The 18,529-nt window shown below is 64.6% G+C and carries 13 protein-coding genes; 10 read left to right on the top strand and 3 right to left on the bottom strand.

The window, feature by feature from the left end:
• Window positions 1–66 precede the first annotated feature (66 nt).
• The gene (locus J2X57_RS13525; protein WP_309867879.1) at window positions 67–1,809 is read left to right on the top strand and encodes a M28 family metallopeptidase; all 1,743 of its coding nucleotides are present in this window, start codon (window positions 67–69) and stop codon (window positions 1,807–1,809) included.
• Between the two features lie 39 nt (window positions 1,810–1,848).
• On the opposite strand, the gene J2X57_RS13520 is transcribed toward J2X57_RS13525, so the two are convergent.
• Window positions 1,849–3,240: a porin gene (locus J2X57_RS13520; protein ID WP_309868083.1), complete on the bottom strand. Its 1,392-nt coding sequence runs from the start codon at window positions 3,238–3,240 to the stop codon at window positions 1,849–1,851.
• 347 nt (window positions 3,241–3,587) lie between these two features.
• Between J2X57_RS13520 and J2X57_RS13515 the strand changes: the two genes are divergently transcribed.
• From J2X57_RS13515 to J2X57_RS13485, 7 genes are all read left to right on the top strand, one after another.
• The gene (locus J2X57_RS13515) at window positions 3,588–5,855 is read left to right on the top strand and encodes a TonB-dependent receptor (RefSeq protein ID WP_239709072.1); all 2,268 of its coding nucleotides are present in this window, start codon (window positions 3,588–3,590) and stop codon (window positions 5,853–5,855) included.
• Between the two features lie 275 nt (window positions 5,856–6,130).
• The gene (locus tag J2X57_RS13510; RefSeq protein ID WP_036112346.1) at window positions 6,131–6,313 is read left to right on the top strand and encodes a hypothetical protein; all 183 of its coding nucleotides are present in this window, start codon (window positions 6,131–6,133) and stop codon (window positions 6,311–6,313) included.
• A gap of 49 nt (window positions 6,314–6,362) precedes the next feature.
• On the top strand, window positions 6,363–6,698 hold the full coding sequence (locus tag J2X57_RS13505; protein ID WP_036112344.1) for a hypothetical protein: 336 nt from the start codon (window positions 6,363–6,365) through the stop codon (window positions 6,696–6,698).
• Between the two features lie 5 nt (window positions 6,699–6,703).
• The gene (locus J2X57_RS13500; RefSeq protein ID WP_036112341.1) at window positions 6,704–7,078 is read left to right on the top strand and encodes a GntR family transcriptional regulator; all 375 of its coding nucleotides are present in this window, start codon (window positions 6,704–6,706) and stop codon (window positions 7,076–7,078) included.
• A complete protein-coding gene (locus J2X57_RS13495) occupies window positions 7,075–7,932 on the top strand; it encodes an ABC transporter ATP-binding protein (RefSeq protein WP_036112339.1) in 858 nt (285 codons plus the stop codon). The genes J2X57_RS13500 and J2X57_RS13495 overlap by 4 nt, the downstream gene beginning before the upstream one ends.
• Entirely contained in the window at window positions 7,929–8,891 is a 963-nt protein-coding gene (locus J2X57_RS13490) for a hypothetical protein (RefSeq protein ID WP_036112336.1), read from the top strand. Before J2X57_RS13495 ends, J2X57_RS13490 begins: the two co-directional genes overlap by 4 nt.
• A gap of 218 nt (window positions 8,892–9,109) precedes the next feature.
• Entirely contained in the window at window positions 9,110–12,559 is a 3,450-nt protein-coding gene (locus tag J2X57_RS13485; RefSeq protein WP_309867872.1) for a patatin-like phospholipase family protein, read from the top strand.
• A gap of 37 nt (window positions 12,560–12,596) precedes the next feature.
• Here the strand turns inward: J2X57_RS13485 and J2X57_RS13480 are convergent, their stop codons facing one another.
• Both J2X57_RS13480 and J2X57_RS13475 read right to left on the bottom strand, forming a co-directional pair.
• Entirely contained in the window at window positions 12,597–14,711 is a 2,115-nt protein-coding gene (locus tag J2X57_RS13480) for a TonB-dependent siderophore receptor (protein ID WP_309867870.1), read from the bottom strand.
• Window positions 14,712–15,115: 404 nt separating this feature from the next.
• Entirely contained in the window at window positions 15,116–16,525 is a 1,410-nt protein-coding gene (locus J2X57_RS13475; protein ID WP_309867868.1) for a class II fumarate hydratase, read from the bottom strand.
• 202 nt (window positions 16,526–16,727) lie between these two features.
• On the opposite strand from J2X57_RS13475, the gene purB reads away from it, so the two are divergent.
• A complete protein-coding gene (gene purB, locus J2X57_RS13470) occupies window positions 16,728–18,095 on the top strand; it encodes an adenylosuccinate lyase (RefSeq protein WP_309867865.1) in 1,368 nt (455 codons plus the stop codon).
• A 91-nt stretch (window positions 18,096–18,186) separates the two neighbouring features.
• Entirely contained in the window at window positions 18,187–18,507 is a 321-nt protein-coding gene (locus J2X57_RS13465) for a hypothetical protein (RefSeq protein WP_309867862.1), read from the top strand.
• Window positions 18,508–18,529: the final 22 nt, after the last annotated feature.

Here is an 18,529-nt window from a genome sequence, read left to right as displayed (position 1 = left end):
CGGGCGACAGGGCCGACGATGCGGCTACACTCGGGGACCATCTCATCCACAAGGGTATGCCCGCCGATGCGTCGACTCGCTCTCGCCTGCCTGACCGCCCTGACCCTGGCGGCCTGCCAGTCCCACGATGAAGACAAGACCGCCGCGGCACCCGCGCCGGGCCCGGCCAGGGTGTCCACCTCCCCGCCCCCGCCGTTGCCCGCCGTCGCTAACGAACACCACGATTTCAGCCCGGAGATCACGGCCGGCGACTTCGCGTCTCACCTGCGCACGATATCCTCGGACGAGTACGACGGCCGCAAGCCGGGCACGCTGGGCGAGCGCCTGACCACCAACTACATCGTCGAGCAGTTCAAGCGCATGGGCGTGGAGCCCGGCAACAAGGGCGACTGGCTGCAGACCGTGCCCGCGGTCTCCACGGCGTTGAACGACCAGGACACCCTGAAGCTCGATGTCGCCGAGGGCGGCGCCCAGGAGGACTTCGCCTTCGGCAAGGACATGGTCGTGGGCACGCTCCAGGCCAGGGCCGATGTGGAGCTGAAGGATTCGGACGTGGTTTTCGTCGGCTACGGCGTCAACGCGCCGGAGGCCCAGTGGAACGACTTCGACGGCGTCGACGTGAAGGGCAAGACCGTGGTCATCCTGGTCAACGACCCGGGCTGGAACGGCAACGACCCCAGGCTCTTCAAGGGTCGCGAGATGACCTACTACGGCCGCTGGACATACAAGTTCGAAGAGGCCGCACGTCAGGGTGCCGCCGCCGCGTTCATCGTCCACCAGACCGAGCCGGCCGCCTACGGCTGGAACGTGGTGCAGAGTGGCTGGACCATGCCGCGTCTGGATCTGCCCGAGAGCGAGGCGCCGGGCCCCCGACTGCCCGTGGCCGGCTGGCTCACGCATGAAGCGGCGCAACGACTGTTCGCGAAGGCCGGCAAGAATTTCGACGACCTGGCAAAACAGGCCGACATACGCGGTTTCAAGGCCGTGCCGCTGGACGCGAAGGCGAACATCCACCTCAACAGCACCATCTCGCATTCGCTCAGCAACAACGTGATCGGCATGATCAAGGGCAGCGAGAAGCCCGACGAAGCCGTTGTCTACACCGCGCACTGGGATCATCTGGGCCACGATCCATCGTTGAAGGGGCACCAGATCTACAACGGCGCCGTCGATAACGGCACCGGCATCGCCGCCATGCTCGAGATAGCCGGCAAGTTCGCGCAGGAGAAACCGAAGCGCACCGTCGTGTTCGCGGCGGTGACGATGGAGGAATCGGGTCTGCTGGGCTCGCAATTCTACGTCGCCCACCCGCCCTTCCCACTCGCTAAAACGGTCGCCGACATCAACATGGACGCGCTGCCGGTCACGGGAGCGACGAAGGACATGGAAGTGACCGGCCTGGGTCAGGGCACGCTGGAAGACATTTTCGCGGATGTGCTGAAAGCCGATGGCCGTGTCGTCAGTGGTGACGCCGCGCCCGAGAAGGGCCACTACTTCCGCTCGGATCACTTCAACTTCGCCAAGGCCGGCGTGCCCGCTCTGGCCGCCGGTGGTGGCATCGACATGGTCCAGGGCGGCAAGGCCGCGGGTGAAGCGGCCGCCGAGGATTACACGAAGAATCACTACCACCAGCCCACCGACGTGTACGACATGCGCTGGAACTTCGACGGCGTGATCCAGAACGTCAAGGCGTATTACGCGCTGGGCGAAAAGCTGGCCGACAGCGATGTATGGCCGGAGTGGAAGGAAGGCAGCGAGTTCAAGGCGATACGCGAAAAATCGCTGGCGGCGGGTAGCAAAAAGAAATAACCCGATCCAGGCGCGCCCCTACCCCGCGCGGTAGGAGCGTCAGTAGTTGACCTGCAGCTGCACCCTCAGCAGCTGCCCGTCGATCCGCCGGTACGGCGCCGCACTCACGTCGGTACGGCGCATGTTCGCCCACGCCACCGCCAGTTCCACGGCGCTCGACGGCTGCCACTCCACGCCCAGCTCCGTCTCGTCCACCGACATCTTCGGCGCGTTGTTATCGAACTTGGCCGCGCCGCGATACGTCTGCCATTTCGCGTAGGGAATCAGCGATCCATAGGCATCGCCATCGAACTTGTACATCACCTGCGCATAGCCGCCCCGCAAGGACTTCGTGCGGACGTTGCGGCTGGCCACATCGAGTTCCGGCCCCTTGCCCACCGTCCACTCCGCCTGAAAACCGAACGGCTGCGGGTAATACACGACGTGCGCGGCGACGCGACGATCCGTCGAGCCTGCTTCGGGCGCGTCGACCACCGGCGTGAACGTGCGGCCATCGATCGTCGCCGACGCGGTGCTCACCTTGTAGCGACCCGAATACGCATCCGCGCCCACTTCGAGGAACTGCCCGTTGGCGAACTTGAACGGATACGAGAAGTGGATGACCGAGTGCAGCTGGTCGTTGCGATCCGGTCGGTTGGCGCCCTGCCCGTTATAGACGCCGATACCGAAGACACCGTAATCGCCGGAGCCCTTGAGTCCTGACTTGACCAGGTACGCGTAGCGCTCCTTGATCTCCTTCGGCGTCCAGTAGAAGAACACGCCCAGGTCACGCTCGTCGCGCACGCCGGAGTTGAGCGCGTCCGCGCGATCCAGCGCCAGACGATTCTGGCTCGACTGCAGGTCTTCCCAGCCGTACGGAATCTTCGACTGGCCTGCGCGGATGCGGAAGGTCTTGTCCTTGTCCAGCCAGAGGTCCGCGTAGGCATCGCGCAACTGAGCGAAGTTGCCCGTGCTCGAGCCCGACGGCGTGCTGGCGAGGTCCGGCTGGATGTAGATCGACATCTTGTCGGTGACATCGCCGCTGATTACCACACGGGCCCGACGGATGCCGAAGCCCTGTTCGCGGCCGATGTAGCGATCGCCGGGCGACTTCAGGTCCTTCGCGTCATCGCCGAGCTCCTGGTTGTAGCGCATCTGCACGTAGCCGCGGATACCGATCTTGTCGTACCAGGCTTTCGACGACGAAGCCGGCTTTGCGGCACTCGCCACGCTTGCCGACGCCGACGCGGCTCCACGTGGAGCGGCGATCCCCGCGTCCGCGACAGCGGGCGCCGTGACGGCGGCAGGCGCCGGGTTGTCGCTGACCTGGGCGAACCTGCCCAGACGCGTGCGACCCGGGCCGGGTTCCGCAAAGATCTGGCGGGTCTCCGAGTCCACATACAACTCGATGGCTGCCTGAGGCACGCCCTCGGCGGCCGCGGTTCCGCACATGGTCCAGAAGGCGGCGGCAAGGGGAAGTCTCTTCATTCCAGCGTGCTCCGAAAGTATTGAGAAAAACCTCAAACGTCGTCGATCATGACGTTTAATGGTTAAAAACACCGACAAGGCGTCGGACGGGGCGCAAGGTATCGAGCCCTCGTTTCACTTCCGTGACAGCCCGCGATTTCGTGACGCGGCAGTAAGTTTTTGCAATGCAACGCTTTCGTCATGACAGCGTCACAGGGGATAATTTGCGGGTTCGGGCCCCGCCAGGGGATTTGGCACCGTACGAACGGTTCGTACGTTGGCGAGGCTCGTTTTCCCACCCAAGTACCCCCACCCAGGCGGAAACCAACACCATGTCCCATGCCAGCACGCGCCGCATGCCGCGTCGCCTCGCCATTGCCCTGAGTATCGCCACCGTCCTTGCGGCCGGTTCGAGCTTCGCCCAGGACGCCACGCCCACCAGCCAGGCCCCCGGCAAAACCAAGTCGGCCACACTCGAGACGATCAACGTCACCGCCGAAAAGCGCACCGAAGACCTGCAGAAGGTGCCCATCTCGATGACGGTGGTCACGGCCGAAAAACTCGAGTCGTTCGGCCAGGCCGGTGACGGCGTGCTGCAGCTCGCTTCGCGCGCGCCGAGCGTCTATGCCGAGACTTCTTACGGTCGCGAGTTCCCGCGCTTCTATATTCGCGGTCTGGGCAACAGCGACTTCGACCTCAACGCGTCGCAGCCGGTGTCGATGGTTTACGACGACATCGTCCAGGAAAACCCGATTCTCAAGGGTTTCCCGCTGTTCGATCTGGAGCAGGTCGAAGTACTGCGCGGCCCGCAGGGCACCCTGTTCGGCCGTAACTCGCCGGCTGGCGTGATCAAGTTCGAGTCGCGCAAGCCGACGCAGGAAACCGAAGGCTACGCCCGAGTGTCTTATGGCTCCTACGGCACGGCCAACGCCGAAGCCGCTCTCGGCGGCAAGCTCAGCTCCAGCTGGTCGGGCCGCGTCTCCGCACTCGCGCAGCACCGGGACGGCTGGATCGACAACGACTACAAGGGCAAGAAGGACGACCTCGGCGGTTACAACGATCGCGCGGTCCGCCTGCAGGCGCTTTACAAGGCAACGGAAGATTTCGACGCCCTGATCAACGTCCACGCCCGCTGGCTCGACGGCAGCGCGATGGTCAACCGCGCCAACGCGATCACCCCCGGCGGCGATCAGTTCGTGCCCGGCTTCGATCGCGACTCCGTCTCGCAGGACGGCAACAACAAGCAGCACCTGTTCACCTGGGGCAGCAACCTGCACCTGAACTGGCACTTCGGCGACCTGAACTTCGCGTCGATCACGGGCCTCGAGCGCGCGACTACGTACAGCCTCGGCGACGTCGACGGCGGCTACGACGCCTCCGAAACCCCGGCCCGGAGCAGCTTCACGAACCGCACCACGCCGTTCTTCTCGGAAACGGCCGACGCCCTGCCGAAGGACCGCCAGATCACTCAGGAATTCCGCCTGTCGAACGACGCGTCGGATCGCCTGAAGTGGCAGGTCGGCACGTACTACTTCGACGAAGACATCGCGATCAGCAACTTCTCGTACGACACGCTCAATAACCACGTGCTCAACGGCTGGGTGGATCAGAGCCAGCGCACGAAGGCCTGGGCGGTGTTCGGCTCGGCGGACTTCAACTTCACCGATACGTTCGACGTACGCGCCGGTGCGCGCTGGTCGCACGACAAGCGTGAGTTCAAGGCGGAGCGCTTCCTCGGCTTCACGGGCCCGGTGGGTCCGCTGACCTCCGATCCCACCGATGCGCGCTGGAGCGGCGACCTGACCGGAACGTGGCAGCTGTCGAAGAACGCCAACGTTTATGCTCGCGTGGCCAACGGTTTCCGTGCGCCCAGCGTGCAGGGCCGGATCAACTTCGCCAACAGCATCTCGACGGCCAAGCCGGAGACGATCACCTCGTACGAAGTGGGCTTCAAGTCGACCACGGACGACCAGAAGCTGCGCTTCAACGCGGACGTCTACAAGTACAACATGCACAACCAGCAGCTGACGGCCGTCGGCGGCGCGACCAACGTCACGCAGCTGATCAATGCGAAAAAAACCGAAGGCTACGGTGCCGAGTTCGATCTCGAGGCTTACCTGACCCCGCAGTTCTACATGACCGCCGGCGGCAGCTATAACCACACCGAACTGAAGGACCGAGATCTCGCCATCGCACCCTGCGGCGGCGGCTGCACCGTGCTCGACCCGCTCAACCTGTCGGGCAATGCGCTGATCAACGGCAACACGCTGCCCAATGCCCCGAAGTGGATCGGCACCTGGACCGCGCGCTATGGCATCCCGTACGGCGAGAGCGGCGAGTTCTTCGTCTACACCGACTGGAACTACCGCAGCGAAGTGAACTTCTTCCTGTACGACTCGGCGGAGTTCAAGAGCAAGCCGTTCCTGGAAGGCGGCATCCGTGTCGGTTACAACTGGGACTTCGGCAAGCGCGAAGTCGCGTTCTACGGCCGCAACATCACCAACAAGAAGGTGATCACCGGCGGCATCGACTTCAATAACCGTACGGCGTTTGTCAACGACCCGCGGATTATCGGTGTGGAGTTCCGCGCGGAGCTGTAAGACCTCGGGCGGCATCGTTCGGCTGACGGCCGGCTCTTTTGGAGCCGGCCGTTTTCGTATGGGAACCGCGGGCAGGGCTCCCGCTAAACCTTTTGGGAAAACCCCGCATCAGAAGGGGTGCCTGCCGACGCACCGCACCAGCACAGCGCGGCACGGCCATTCGGCCTAGGCCATAAGTCATATGGAAATTAGCGAAATTTCCGTTGACAACTGAAAATCTGGTGTTATAGTTCACTACAACACCGGTCACCCACAGCACCACAGGAGCATACGTCATGAAATCCCCGAACTACATCGCCCTCGCCGCTTCCGTCGCCATCGCCGTCGCCAGCCTGGCCGTTTTCAGCAGCACGTCGACGACCGCCGCGCCGCTGGCTGTGATCAACGGCACCAAGGTCACGAACATGGCCCCCGTCGTCGTTTACGCCGACACCGGCGCCACCGTCGCCGCCCTCTAACCTCAACACCTGCACGGCAAAGCCCGCAGCACGTCATCGGAGTCGTCCCATGAAAGCGCCGAATCTCATCGCACTGACCGCCTCTGTACTCATCGCCGGAACCAGCGTGTTCGCCCTGCGCTCCTTCGATGACCGTGCTGCCGCCATGATTGCCGCACCCCATTTCGTCAACGGCGTTCGCGTCGTCGACCTGCCCGCCCTGGAAGTCCGCCCCACCGCTGCCGATGTGCGCGAAGCGGCTCTGGGTAGCGATGCCAGCCTCGATTCGGCCGCCGCCGCGCTCAAGCGCAGCGCGGAGGATCGCGCCGCCGCCCTTATCGGCGCACAGCTGGCCATGCCCTACTATTCGTTTGGAAATGCACTGCGCCGCACGGCGAAGGATTGAACTACATGTCCATCACCTGGAACGACAGCGTCCCGATCTACCGCCAGCTGCGCGAACGCGTGGTGGCGATGATTCTGGACGGCGCCTTGAGTGAGGGCGACCCGCTGCCGTCGGTACGCCAGGTCGCGGGGGATTTTCAGATCAACCCGCTGACCGTTTCGAAGGCGTATCAGGAGCTGGTCGACGAACAACTGGTTGAGAAACGGAGGGGTCTTGGCATGTTCGTGATTGACGGAGCGCGCGACGCGCTGCTTAAAAGTGAAAGGGAGCGCTTCCTGCGCGAAGAGTGGCCGGCGCTGTTCGCCCGCCTCCAGCGCATGGGCCTCGACCTGAAAACCCTGATGCGTGAAGCCCATGGCTCCACAGAGGATCCGTCATGACCGCGGTCGTTACCGCCACCGGCCTGACCAAGCGCTTCAAGTCGTCCCTGGCGCTGGATGGCGCCTCCTTCCAGATCGGTTCGGGCCGCATCGTCGGCCTGATCGGCCCGAACGGCGCCGGCAAGACCACGGCTCTCAAGGCGATCCTTGGCCTGACCACCTTCGACGGCGAGCTCAACGTGCTCGGCCTCGACCCCCGCAAGGATCGCGGCAAGCTGATGGAACAGGTCTGCTTCATCGCTGACGTCGCGGTGCTGCCGCGCTGGCTCAAGGTGGGTGACGCGGTGGACTTCGTCGCCAATACGCACCCCCGGTTCGACCGCAAGAAGTGCGACGCCTTCCTGGCCCGCACCAAACTGCAGCCGGGGCAGAAGGTGAAGCAGCTGTCCAAGGGCATGATCGTCCAGCTGCACCTCGCACTGGTGATGTCGATCGACGCGAAGCTGCTGGTCCTGGACGAGCCGACACTGGGCCTGGACATCCTCTATCGCAAGCAGTTCTACCAGAGCCTTCTGGAAGACTACTTCGACGAAGAGAAAACCATCCTGGTGACTACCCACCAGGTCGAGGAAATCGAACACATCCTCACCGACCTGATGTTCATCCGCGACGGCAAGATCGTGCTCGATACGGACATGGACAGCCTGGGCGAGCGCTTCGCTGAAGTTCTGGTCGGCGCCGAACACGCTCCCGCCGCACGCGCCCTGCAACCCCTGGATGAACGCCAGGTGTTCGGCAAGAGCATCTTCCTCTTCGACAACGTCAACCGGCTGAAGCTGGAAGAGCTGGGCGAGGTACGACGTCCGTCGATCGGCGACCTCTTCGTCGCCACCATGAAGGGCACTTACGCATGAAAACCTTCTACTGGATGGTCAAGCGCGAATTCTGGGAGCACAAGGGCGGGTTTTTCTGGGCCCCGGTGATCACCGGCATCGTTTTCCTCGTGCTCAACACCATGGGCATCGCCGTGGGCGAAGTGTTCGGCCGCAGCAGCAAGTGGGGCGGCTTCAAGTTCGACCAGATGCACTTCCAGGGCGGCATGGACGCCGAGCAGCTACGCAATGCGGGTGCGGCCGTCGACATCATGTTGTACGCCGTGGCTGGCATCGTGCTCGCGGTCACCGCCATCGTGATTTTCTTCTACTGCCTTGGCGCGCTGTACGACGACCGACGCGACCGCAGCATCCTGTTCTGGAAGTCGCTGCCGCTGTCCGATACGTCCACCGTGCTGTCGAAGGTGGCGAGTGCCGCGCTGGTCGCCCCGGTCATTTCCATCGTGGTCGGCGTGGTCGTGGGTCTTTGCCTGGCGATGGTGCTGGCGGTGGTCGGGTCCCTGCATGGCCTGGGCATCTGGCGCCTGCTGATGGAGGCTCACCCGATTCAGGTCGTGCTGAAGCTGGTGCTGCTGATCCCGCTGTATGCGATCTGGGCGCTGCCCACCATCGGCTGGCTGCTGCTCTGCTCCGCCTGGGCTCGTGGCAAGCCGTTCCTCTGGGCGATCGCCCTGCCCCTCGGTGCCGGCGTGATCGTCAGCTGGTTCGGCCTGATGGGCCTGGCGGGTCTGGAAAGTGGCTGGTTCTGGAAGAATATCGTGGGCCGCCTGCTGGGCAGCCTGGCTCCCGGTGGATGGGTCGGCAATGCGTCCCCCATGATCGTCCCCGGTCACGACAATCCGGCCGACCTGCTCGAAAGCCTGGATCTGGCCTACCACTACAGCGCGCTGGCCAGCCCCTCGCTCTGGATCGGAGCCGCGGCGGGTGTGGCGATGATCGCCGGTGCCATCTGGTTCCGCCGATGGCGCGACGACAGCTGATCCATGCACCAGGCAGCGGCCCCTTCGGGGGCCGTTTGCTTTCACGCGCCGCTGCTGACCGCCGCCGATGTGCGAGGCGCTTTCCGATTCGTGCGCCAGCGCACGGGAATACGCTGGATGGCGGGTTGCGAGCCATCGGCACGGACGCTACAACAACGTAACGAAGCGCCCGGCGTGGGGACCGCCGCATCGTATCGACCCAGCCAAGGGATTCGGATATGACGGCAGTGGAAACTGAAAGCGAGGCGCTGGCCCGGCGGCGCTCCGAGGCCGGCGTGGCCAGCGGCGAGCCCGTCATCGGCCTCGCGTTGTCGGGCGGCGGCATTCGCAGCGCGACGTTCTGCCTGGGCCTGCTGCGCGCGCTGGCGCGGAACAAGGTGCTGCACCGGTTCGACTATCTGTCCACTGTCTCGGGCGGCGGCTACATCGGATCGGCACTGGGCCGATTGTTTCATGCCGGCGCCCATGGCGACGCCGCCTCGGTGGAAGCCGGCGTCGCCAATGACCGGTCGTTGTTCCTGTGGTGGCTACGCAACAACGGTCGCTTTCTCGCACCAGCCGGTGCTCGCGACCTGCTGCAGGCGTTTTCAAGCCAGCTTCGCGGCTTTCTCGCCACTCAGGCGGAGGTCCTGGTGCTGATGATGCTGGTCGCCTGCGCGGTCACCCTTCCTCACCTCGCCTATTCGTGGTTCGTCCCCCTCACACAAAACATACCCCTGGCCGTCAGCCTCTGGTGGTGGCTTTTACCCATTCCGCTGGCTGGTGTGCTTACGGCTTGCTACGGGTACTGGTTCCTCGGGAAGGAAACGGGTAGCGGTATAGCGACCGCTCTGATCGCCGCCGGCGTCGGCATGTACCTCGGACACTGGGCCTACACGGCTCAGGGCGGAGCCACTCCGGCCTCGTTCGACCAGATTCTGCTGGGCACCGCGGCCTTCCTCCTGCTACCCGCGCCACTCGCATGGCTCTGCGCACGGGTCAGTGGCCTGCGAAGAAAGGAAGAAGCCAACCGCGTGCGTTACACGACGGCGCTGGCGATGTGCCTGAGGGCGCTTGCCGCGGTCTTCGCCCTCGGCGCATTCGACATGCTCAGCTGGTACCTGAAGGTCTGGCTCGTCGCGGCACTGAGCGGGAACGCGACGGGTCACGTCGCCGCCGGCGTCGGAATCACCACGCTGCTGATGAGCCTCGCGCGCTACCTCATGCCCATGCTGCAAGACAGCGGTAAAGGCGGCATGGTGAAGATCTCGTGGGGTGTCGTGGCGAACGTGCTGGGTATCGCCCTGACGCTCGCCCTCACGCTGTTCTGGATGACGATTTTCCAGACGCTGATCTTTCCTGCGAAGGATGATCCACTCAGCATCCTCCTGCGCAATGCGTATGCGCGGTGGGCATGGGTGGCGATCGTCAGCGCCATCTACATCCTGCTCAACGGACGGGCCCTGCAACAACTCAATCGATCGTCGCTGCACTACTTCTACCGTTCGCGCATCGCACGGGCGTATGTTTCCGTCGGCAATGTCGCGAGCGACGGGGCGCCCAGCCCGCGATTCCCGGCCAGCCCGCTCGTGGACAACACGCGCGAACTCACCGAAGAAGTGACCAAGGTCACCCGGCTGCTGGATGGCGACGACCCTGGAATGACAAGCTACACGCCGCATCGCTTCGGCGGCCCCATTCATCTGGTCAACTGTTGCATCAATCAGACGGTGGACGACCGCACGGGTACCTATAACGCGGATCGCAAAGGCGTCAGCCTGACCGTGAGCGCGCTCGGTGTGGAAACGGGAACCCACGGGCCCGTGGCCGGATCGGAGGCGCTTCTCGAGCACACCACACTGGCCGAATGGATCGCGATTTCGGGCGCGGCCGTGGGCTCGGGGATGGGATCATTGACCCGGCCTGGCACGGCGGCGATGTCCTTTCTGAGCGGCCTCCGCCTCGGCTACTGGCAGGCCAACCTCACGGTCGGTTACGTACGCGGGCGAGTATGGTTCGCCAAATACCGCGCGATGCTGGCCGAGATGTTCGCGCGCTTTCCCGGCCTGCGCAGCCGTGACTGGTATCTGTCCGACGGTGGCCAGTTCGACAACACCGGCGTCTACGCGCTGCTCAAACGACGCCTCTCGCTCATCGTGCTGGCCGACTGTGGCGCCGATCCCGATTTCCGCTTTGCGGATGTCGAGAATCTGGTGCGCAAGGCGCGCATCGACTACGACGCAACGATCGCGTTCGTGGATCCCGACCAGCTGGCGCCGGCGGCCGGCCCGCTCGCGGCGTTGTTCGGCTCGCCGAACACCCTCGAAGCCGCACCGGGCGACGCCCACCTGATGCTGGCCCGCATCACCTATGTCGATGGCACGCGTGGAACGCTGCTGGTGGTCAAACCACGCCTCCCCACCGACCTGCCGCTGGACGTCGCCGGCTACGCCGGCAGCGACAGCAGCTTCCCCCAGCAAAGTACGACCAACCTGTTCTACAGCGAAGCCCAGTGGGAGAGTTATTGCGAACTCGGTGCGCTGCTTGGCGCGCCGGTCGATGCCGCCATGCTGCGCCACGCCGGCGACTGGGCATGGAGCACACCGGTCCTCGGCGCGAACTGCGCCACGCTCTCTCCGGCGGCGACGCCAATGACCCGTGGACAGCGACTGGCCACCACCGTCGGTACCGGCATCGGCGTGGGCGCCCTGCTGACCGCCCTGCTCGCCGGATGGCAGGCGTGGGACGCCCATTCGCAGCAACGCCTGTCCCTGCAAGCGGAAAGCGCGAATCTGGCTCGCCAGCTCAACAGCGATACCCGTCTGCTCATCGATTACCTGTCCACGCCCACCGTCAAGGGCGGCGAATTCGACAGCGAGATGGACGCGCAGGTAAACATGCTCACCGCGGTGATCGGTGGCCTGACCTTATCGGACGAGCAAAAGCGCGTTTTCCAGGATGTGAGCGACCTGCTGCAGCCTATATGCCTCCGCACATCGGATGCCGGACTCTCGACCCAGTGCAGCCGCCAGGCGTTCGCCCTGAGCGCCGACGGGATGGCGTCGAAAGGCGACTGGGACCGGGCCATGGACGACTATCAGGCCTGGCGTGACGCAGAGCGAGACGCGGTGTTGCAGGCCCGACGCGATGCCGACGTGCTCGCCCGCACGCCGCCGGCGACGCAAGCCTCGACGCCCGGGGCAGCCTCCGCACAACCGACGAGTGCCGTCACCGGCACGGTTGCGAGCGCGCCGCCACCGCCCGTGCCGTCGCCCCCTCCGCTGTCGGCCGCCCCGTCGGCGGTCGGACCCCGCGACACGGCGATCAAGGCCTGCGGCAGCGCACGCCAGCCTTTCATGCTCTATACGCAGATCTACGAGGAAAGCCAGCGCGTGATCGTGCTGCGCGAACTCGCAGCGGTGCGCCAGCTCGGCATCGTGGCGGCGGGCGTCGAGAACGTCACCGAGACGGCCAGGCGTGACGGTCGCCACAGCCCGTTCGAATGGAAGACGCCCACCCTCCTCTATGCACCCGATGGCAAGGACTGCGCCACTGCACTGGTGAACTGGGCGAACGCGACCATGCCTTCGCTCGCGCACAATCCCGCGCGGGCCGTGCCGCTACCGATCGGCACGGGTAGTGCGAATGTTCTCGAACTTTGGGTGCCGCGGCCGCTGGCCGCGCGGTGATCCGTGCGAAGCTGGCCGATCGTCGAAACGTCGTGCGTCAGAAGGACAGCTCCAGCCCGACAGTCACACTGCGACTCGGAGCCGGTTGGCGGCCCCACGGGCTGGTATCGATTCCCCTGTACCAGTACCGCTTGTCAAAAAGGTTGTTTAGCGCGAGCGATCCCGTCAGCACCGACGTGCCACGCGTCATCAGCACCTGCGTCCACTGCGCGTTCCATACGGCGTAGGAAGGAAGCTGACCGACCGAGGCGGTAGCGTTCTCCGCGCGCGTATTGGCCGCATCGGTGTACGCGCTGCTGAAGTAATAGCCGGACAACGCGACCGTTGTATGACCACGTGTATACGAAGCGCCGAGACTGACCTGGTTGCGCGAGGTGTATGGCACACGAAGGCCTTCGTACAGACCGGATTTCTGCTCGGCGTCGAGATAGGCATAGCCTGCGGTGAGCTTCAGGCCGTCCAGCACTTCAGGTGACCAGGCGACATCCGCCTCGAGGCCCTGATGCACGGTCTTGCCGATATTGCCGTAGGTACGCGTGGTGTTGTCGAGCTGGATCTGCTTATCGAAGTCGATCCGGTAGACGTCGGCGTGGATCGCCGTGCGCGCGGATGGGTTGAACCGCGCACCGAGCTCGTAATTCCATGCGAGTTCGGAATCGAGGTTATCGCCGAACACGATCTGGGTCACCTGCGGCGCGCGCAGGGAGCGCTGCGCATCCGCGTAGACGTACCAGCGCTCCGATGCCTTGAAGCCCAGGGTCAGGCCGGGCAGCCAGTTGCGGACGTTGTTGGTGAACGACACACCGTTGGCGCGATTGAGATAGGTCGCGTCGAGGTGCTCGTAACGCACACCGGGCGTAACGGTGAAACGATCGTCCGCGAAGCCGATGGCGTCGCTGAGGTAACCCGCCCAGGCGCGGTCGCGGAACTGCCAGTCGCGGACCAGCGTGTAGACGCCGTTGTCGAGACCCGTGTTGCCGACGAGGAAATCGATATTCTCGTGGACGGCACGGGCGCCCACGCTGATCTGCTGGGACACCGGTCCATCCACGTGCAGGCTGAACTGGGGTTGCGTGCCGTAGACCTTGAAGCCGCGTGGTGCACTCTGCAGCAACTGCGGCGGCAGATCGGGGCGCCAGGTCTCGGTGGCGAGACGACGCATGCCCACGATGAAGTTGCGCTCGCTGTCCGCGCTGAAGTTGGTCCAGCTGAACTTCGAGCTGTCGAAGGCCCACCAGGCACCCAGATCCTGCTCATACGTCAGCGAGGCACGCGTGGTGGTGCCATGGAAGCGATCGAGCGGACGTGTGGCCTGACGCGGGTCGTCAAGGTAATCGGCGACAGACAGTGCACCAGCCATATCCATGCGCGCCACGTAGCGCTGCACATCGGCCTTCAATACCTTGTCGTCCGCGATCCACCATTCGGTACGCAGACGTACGTTTTTCACGTCGGTGCCGCTGTGTCCGCGAAAGTATTCGCCCTTGAGGTAATCGGCGTCGAGCTGCATGCCGAAGTTCGGCGTGAGGTAGCCACCTGTCGATACCGACGTGTCGCGGAGCGTCTGGCCACGGCCGTAAGCGGTGATCTTCTCGCCGACGGTCGTCGTCCAGCGCTCCGGGATCGGCTTGCTGACGAAGTTGATCACGCCACCGACGTTGTTCGGGCCGTACTGCACCGCCGCGCCGCCGCGCACGATGTCGATGCGGTCGATCTGGTTCATGGTGACCGGGAACAGCGAGAGGCTGGTCTGTCCGTAGGGCGCAAGCGAGAGCGGAATGCCATCGAGCAGCGCCTGAACGCGACCGCTGCGGCTTTCATAGAGACCACGCAGCGCAATCTGGGGCAGTACGCCGGTACCGGTCTCGTCGAAGATCTTCACACCGGGCACGCGCTGCAAGGCATCGTCAAGAGACCGGTTCGCACCTGTCGACAGCGCTTCGTGGTCGATGACCTGGCGGCTGCCCGCATACGTCCTGACGTCTTCCACGCGCGACGCGCCAAGCACGCTGCCTGTCACCACGACCGGGTCGAGCTTGCGTGTCTTGTCCGTCGCCGTGTCCTGCGTGCTGTCCTGCGCCGCCGCGGCTTGCGCGGCGAGCGCGAGGGTCAGGGCGATAACGATCTGGCGCTGGCGGATGCGGTCCTTCATTTAGCGTTTCCGTCGGAGAAGAGAGAAGTCGGACGTCGCGCAGCCCGGCGACGCGGTTGTGTGAGGCGACCTCAAGCAACCCGCGGTTTTCGCCGCAGGAACCACGGACAATGCGGAGCCGGGAGCGAGTTCGGAATGCCGGTCTGACGCCTCATTGCGTCCTGTCGCATCGATGGTGAAGCGACTACGGCGAACGATAATGCGAATTATTATCGATAACAAGAGGTGGCGCTCGCACGTGCGAGGCGGGAATGAGCGATGCAGTCGCGTCGTCGGGAGAGGTGGCGATCTACCGTGCCAGACCCACGTGTAGGAGCGCGCCCTGCGCGCGATCCGGCGTCGTCCGACGTCTATCGCGCGCAGGGCGCGCTCCTACCTTAATTCCGTTGGGCTGACCTGGCGGGTCAACCGCCTCCGCCGCCACCGCCGCCACCGCCGCCGTGGATCCCGCCCTTGGTCAGCGCCGCCGGATCGAGTAGCTTGGCCAGCTCGGCTTTGCTGAGCCCCGTGGTCTCGAGCGCCACATCCATGATGGGACGCTTTTCCTTGTAAGCCTGCTTGGCGGTCGCGGCGCCCTTCTCGTAACCGATCACGGGATTGAGTGCGGTAACCAGAATCGGATTCTTGTCCAGGGCTTCGCGAATGTGCTCCTGGTTGACCTTGAAGCCGGCGATCGCCTTGTCGGCGAGCAGCGTCGTCACGTTGGCCAGGATCTCGATCGACTGCAGCAGGTTGTAGGCGATGACGGGCAGCATGACGTTGAGCTGGAAGTTGCCCGACTGACCCGCGATCGCGATGGTCGCGTCATTGCCGATAACCTGAGCGGCGACCATCGCGGCTGCCTCGGGGATCACCGGGTTGACCTTGCCCGGCATGATCGACGAACCCGGCTGCAACGCCGGCAGCTCGATTTCACCCAGCCCGGCCAACGGACCGGAATTCATCCAGCGCAGGTCGTTGGCGATCTTCATCACCGCGACGGCGAGCGTGCGCAGCTGGCCCGACAGTTCGACCGGTGCGTCCTGTGCCGCCATGCCGGCAAAGTAGTTTTCCGAGGACTCGAATTTCAGCCCCGTCAGCTTCGACAGCTCCGTCGCCACGGCCGGGCCGAACTTCGGATCGGCGTTGATGCCCGTGCCCACCGCGCTGCCGCCCTGCGGCAGACGACGCGTGCGCTTCAGCGTATCGGTAATGCGCTCGGCGGCATCGCCGATCTGCGCCGACCACCCCGAAAGCTCCTGACCGAAGGTGATCGGCATCGCATCCATCAGATGCGTGCGACCGGTCTTTACCACCTTCCTCAGTTCCTTCGCCCGGCCGTCGATGACCTTGCGCAGATGCTTCAGCGCGGGCAGCAGCTTCTCGCTGGTCGCCAGCGTCGCGCTGACCAGGATGGCCGTCGGAATGACATCGTTGGAGCTCTGCCCCGCGTTGACGTGATCGTTCGGGTGAACCGGGTCCCCTGCCGCCTCGGCCAGGTGTGCGATCACCTCGTTGGCATTCATGTTCGAGCTGGTGCCCGAGCCGGTCTGGAACACGTCGATCGGAAAGTGCTCGTCGACCTCACCGGCTGCCACGCGCTCGGCGGCGGCGCGGATGGCCTTGGCGGACGCTTTGTCGAGGTGGCCCAGTTTGACGTTGGCGTCGGCGGCCGCCGATTTGATCAGGCCCAGTGCGCGGATGAACTCGCGCGGCAGGGTGAGGCCGGAGACAGGGAAATTGTCCACCGCGCGCTGGGTCTGGGCCCCGTAGAGGGCTTTGGCGGGGACCTTCAACTCACCCATGCTGTCACGTTCGGTGCGGAACCTTGTCATGCGGGAAGCTCCTGTGGGGATTCCCTTACATTAAGCCTCGCAAGCACCCATCGCCAGCCGTCTGGCTCCCGTCGGGCCGCCGCTAAGCGGTAGAGGTCCGTTCTGGCGGGAGCCCGCCTCCTGGCCGTTCGCGGTAACCGGACCCCACCACCCCGCCGGGTTATAATCTCCGGCTGCTCCCGCCAAGCCTCAGGAACACCCCATGTCCCACGCCACGCTGACCGCCCTCTCGCCGCTGGACGGCCGCTACGCCTCCAAGGTCGAGCCGCTGCGCCCGATCTTCAGCGAATTCGGCCTCATGCATCGCCGCGTACATGTGGAAATCCACTGGCTGCTGGCCCTGGCCGCGCATCCGGGCATCATCGAGCTGCCGGCCTTTCCGGCCGACGCGGTGAAGACCCTGCTCGCCATCGCCGACAACTTCTCCATCGAGGACGGCGAGCGGATCAAGGCGATCGAGGCGACCACCAACCACGACGTCAAGGCGGTCGAGTACCTCATCAAGGAGAAGATCGGCAACGATCCCTCCCTCGCCCAGGCCAAGGAGTTCGTGCACTTCGCCTGCACCAGCGAAGACATCAACAACCTCGCCTACTCGCTGATGCTGCGCGACGCCCGTGAGTCGGTGCTGCTGCCGGCGCTGGATCAGGTCATCGCGAAACTCCGCGCACTGGCTCACGAACACGCCGGCCTGTCGCTGCTGTCGCGTACGCACGGCCAGACCGCCTCGCCCAGCACCATGGGCAAGGAAATCGCCAACGTCGTGGCGCGTCTCGAGCGCCAGCGCAAGCAGCTGGCCGCGATCGAGATCCCGGGCAAGATCAACGGCGCGGTCGGCAACTACAACGCGCACGTCATCGCGTACCCCGCGGTGGACTGGCCGGGTCTCGCCTCCCACTTCGTCGACGGTCTGGGCCTCACCTTCAATCCGTACACCACGCAGATCGAACCGCACGACGGCATCGCCGAGTTCGCCGACGTGCTGCGCCGGATCAACATCATCCTGATCGATCTCGCGCGTGACATCTGGGGTTACATCTCGCTGGGATACTTCCGCCAGGCACTGAAGGCGGGCGAAGTCGGCTCGTCCACGATGCCGCACAAGGTCAACCCCATCGACTTCGAGAACGCCGAAGGCAACTTCGGTCTCGCCAACGCCCTGCTCGGCCACTTCGCCGAGAAGCTCCCGATCAGCCGCTGGCAGCGCGACCTCACCGACTCCACCGTGCTTCGCGCGCTGGGCACCGCCTACGGTCACTCGCTGGTCGCCATCGAGTCGCTGCTCAAGGGCCTGGGCAACCTCAACGTCAACGCCGAACGCGTCGCCGCCGACCTCGACAACAGCTGGGAAGTGCTGGCGGAGGCCGTGCAGACGGTCATGCGCCGCTTCGGCCTGCCGGAGCCGTACGAGCAGCTCAAGGCACTGACCCGCGGCCAGGGGATTACGAAGGAGTCGATGCGCGCGTTTATCGCTGGCCTCGACCTGCCCGCCGACGCGAAGCAGGCGCTGGCTGAGCTGACGCCGGCGTCCTACATCGGTCTAGCCGACAAACTCGCGCGCGATATCTGAGTCGCAAGTACGGCACCAAGAAAAGAGCCCGGCACGTGATATGCCGGGCTCTTTCGTTTTTCAAGTGCGATTTTCAAACCGCCGATCAGTGATGATCGCGATCGTCATCGCAGCGATGGTCGCGATCATCGCAATGACGATCACGATCGTCATGGTAACCCGGACCACCGCGGTCTCCGTAGCCACCGTGGCGATGGTCGCGAATGATGCAGCCGCTCAGGGAGAAAGCGGAAAGCAGAACCAGTGCGATAAGCAGCGGACGTTTCATCAGAACCTCTGTCGATCGCGGCTTATTGCCTTGGACGTAACGTACGCGTGCGTCAATCAATGCGGGATGAAGCGCGGCAAGCGGTGTTCTGGCTTTTCGCGCGCAGGGCGCGCTCCTGCGACGCAGGCGCCGGCTGGGCGGTGACGCAGCGCGGAGGCGGGCTGCG

The sequence above is a fragment of the Luteibacter sp. 1214 genome (genome assembly GCF_031455395.1).
Lineage (GTDB): Bacteria > Pseudomonadota > Gammaproteobacteria > Xanthomonadales > Rhodanobacteraceae > Luteibacter > Luteibacter mycovicinus.
This window is presented reverse-complemented; position numbering and strand designations above follow the sequence as displayed.

Coding starts and splice junctions, on each gene's coding strand:
- J2X57_RS13525 (WP_309867879.1), top strand. CDS start 67: ATGCGTCGACTCGCTCTCGCCTGCCTGACCGCCCTGACCCTGGCGGCC.
- J2X57_RS13520 (WP_309868083.1), bottom strand. CDS start 3,240: ATGTGCGGAACCGCGGCCGCCGAGGGCGTGCCTCAGGCAGCCATCGAG.
- J2X57_RS13515 (WP_239709072.1), top strand. CDS start 3,588: ATGTCCCATGCCAGCACGCGCCGCATGCCGCGTCGCCTCGCCATTGCC.
- J2X57_RS13510 (WP_036112346.1), top strand. CDS start 6,131: ATGAAATCCCCGAACTACATCGCCCTCGCCGCTTCCGTCGCCATCGCC.
- J2X57_RS13505 (WP_036112344.1), top strand. CDS start 6,363: ATGAAAGCGCCGAATCTCATCGCACTGACCGCCTCTGTACTCATCGCC.
- J2X57_RS13500 (WP_036112341.1), top strand. CDS start 6,704: ATGTCCATCACCTGGAACGACAGCGTCCCGATCTACCGCCAGCTGCGC.
- J2X57_RS13495 (WP_036112339.1), top strand. CDS start 7,075: ATGACCGCGGTCGTTACCGCCACCGGCCTGACCAAGCGCTTCAAGTCG.
- J2X57_RS13490 (WP_036112336.1), top strand. CDS start 7,929: ATGAAAACCTTCTACTGGATGGTCAAGCGCGAATTCTGGGAGCACAAG.
- J2X57_RS13485 (WP_309867872.1), top strand. CDS start 9,110: ATGACGGCAGTGGAAACTGAAAGCGAGGCGCTGGCCCGGCGGCGCTCC.
- J2X57_RS13480 (WP_309867870.1), bottom strand. CDS start 14,711: ATGAAGGACCGCATCCGCCAGCGCCAGATCGTTATCGCCCTGACCCTC.
- J2X57_RS13475 (WP_309867868.1), bottom strand. CDS start 16,525: ATGACAAGGTTCCGCACCGAACGTGACAGCATGGGTGAGTTGAAGGTC.
- purB (WP_309867865.1), top strand. CDS start 16,728: ATGTCCCACGCCACGCTGACCGCCCTCTCGCCGCTGGACGGCCGCTAC.
- J2X57_RS13465 (WP_309867862.1), top strand. CDS start 18,187: ATGATCGCGATCGTCATCGCAGCGATGGTCGCGATCATCGCAATGACG.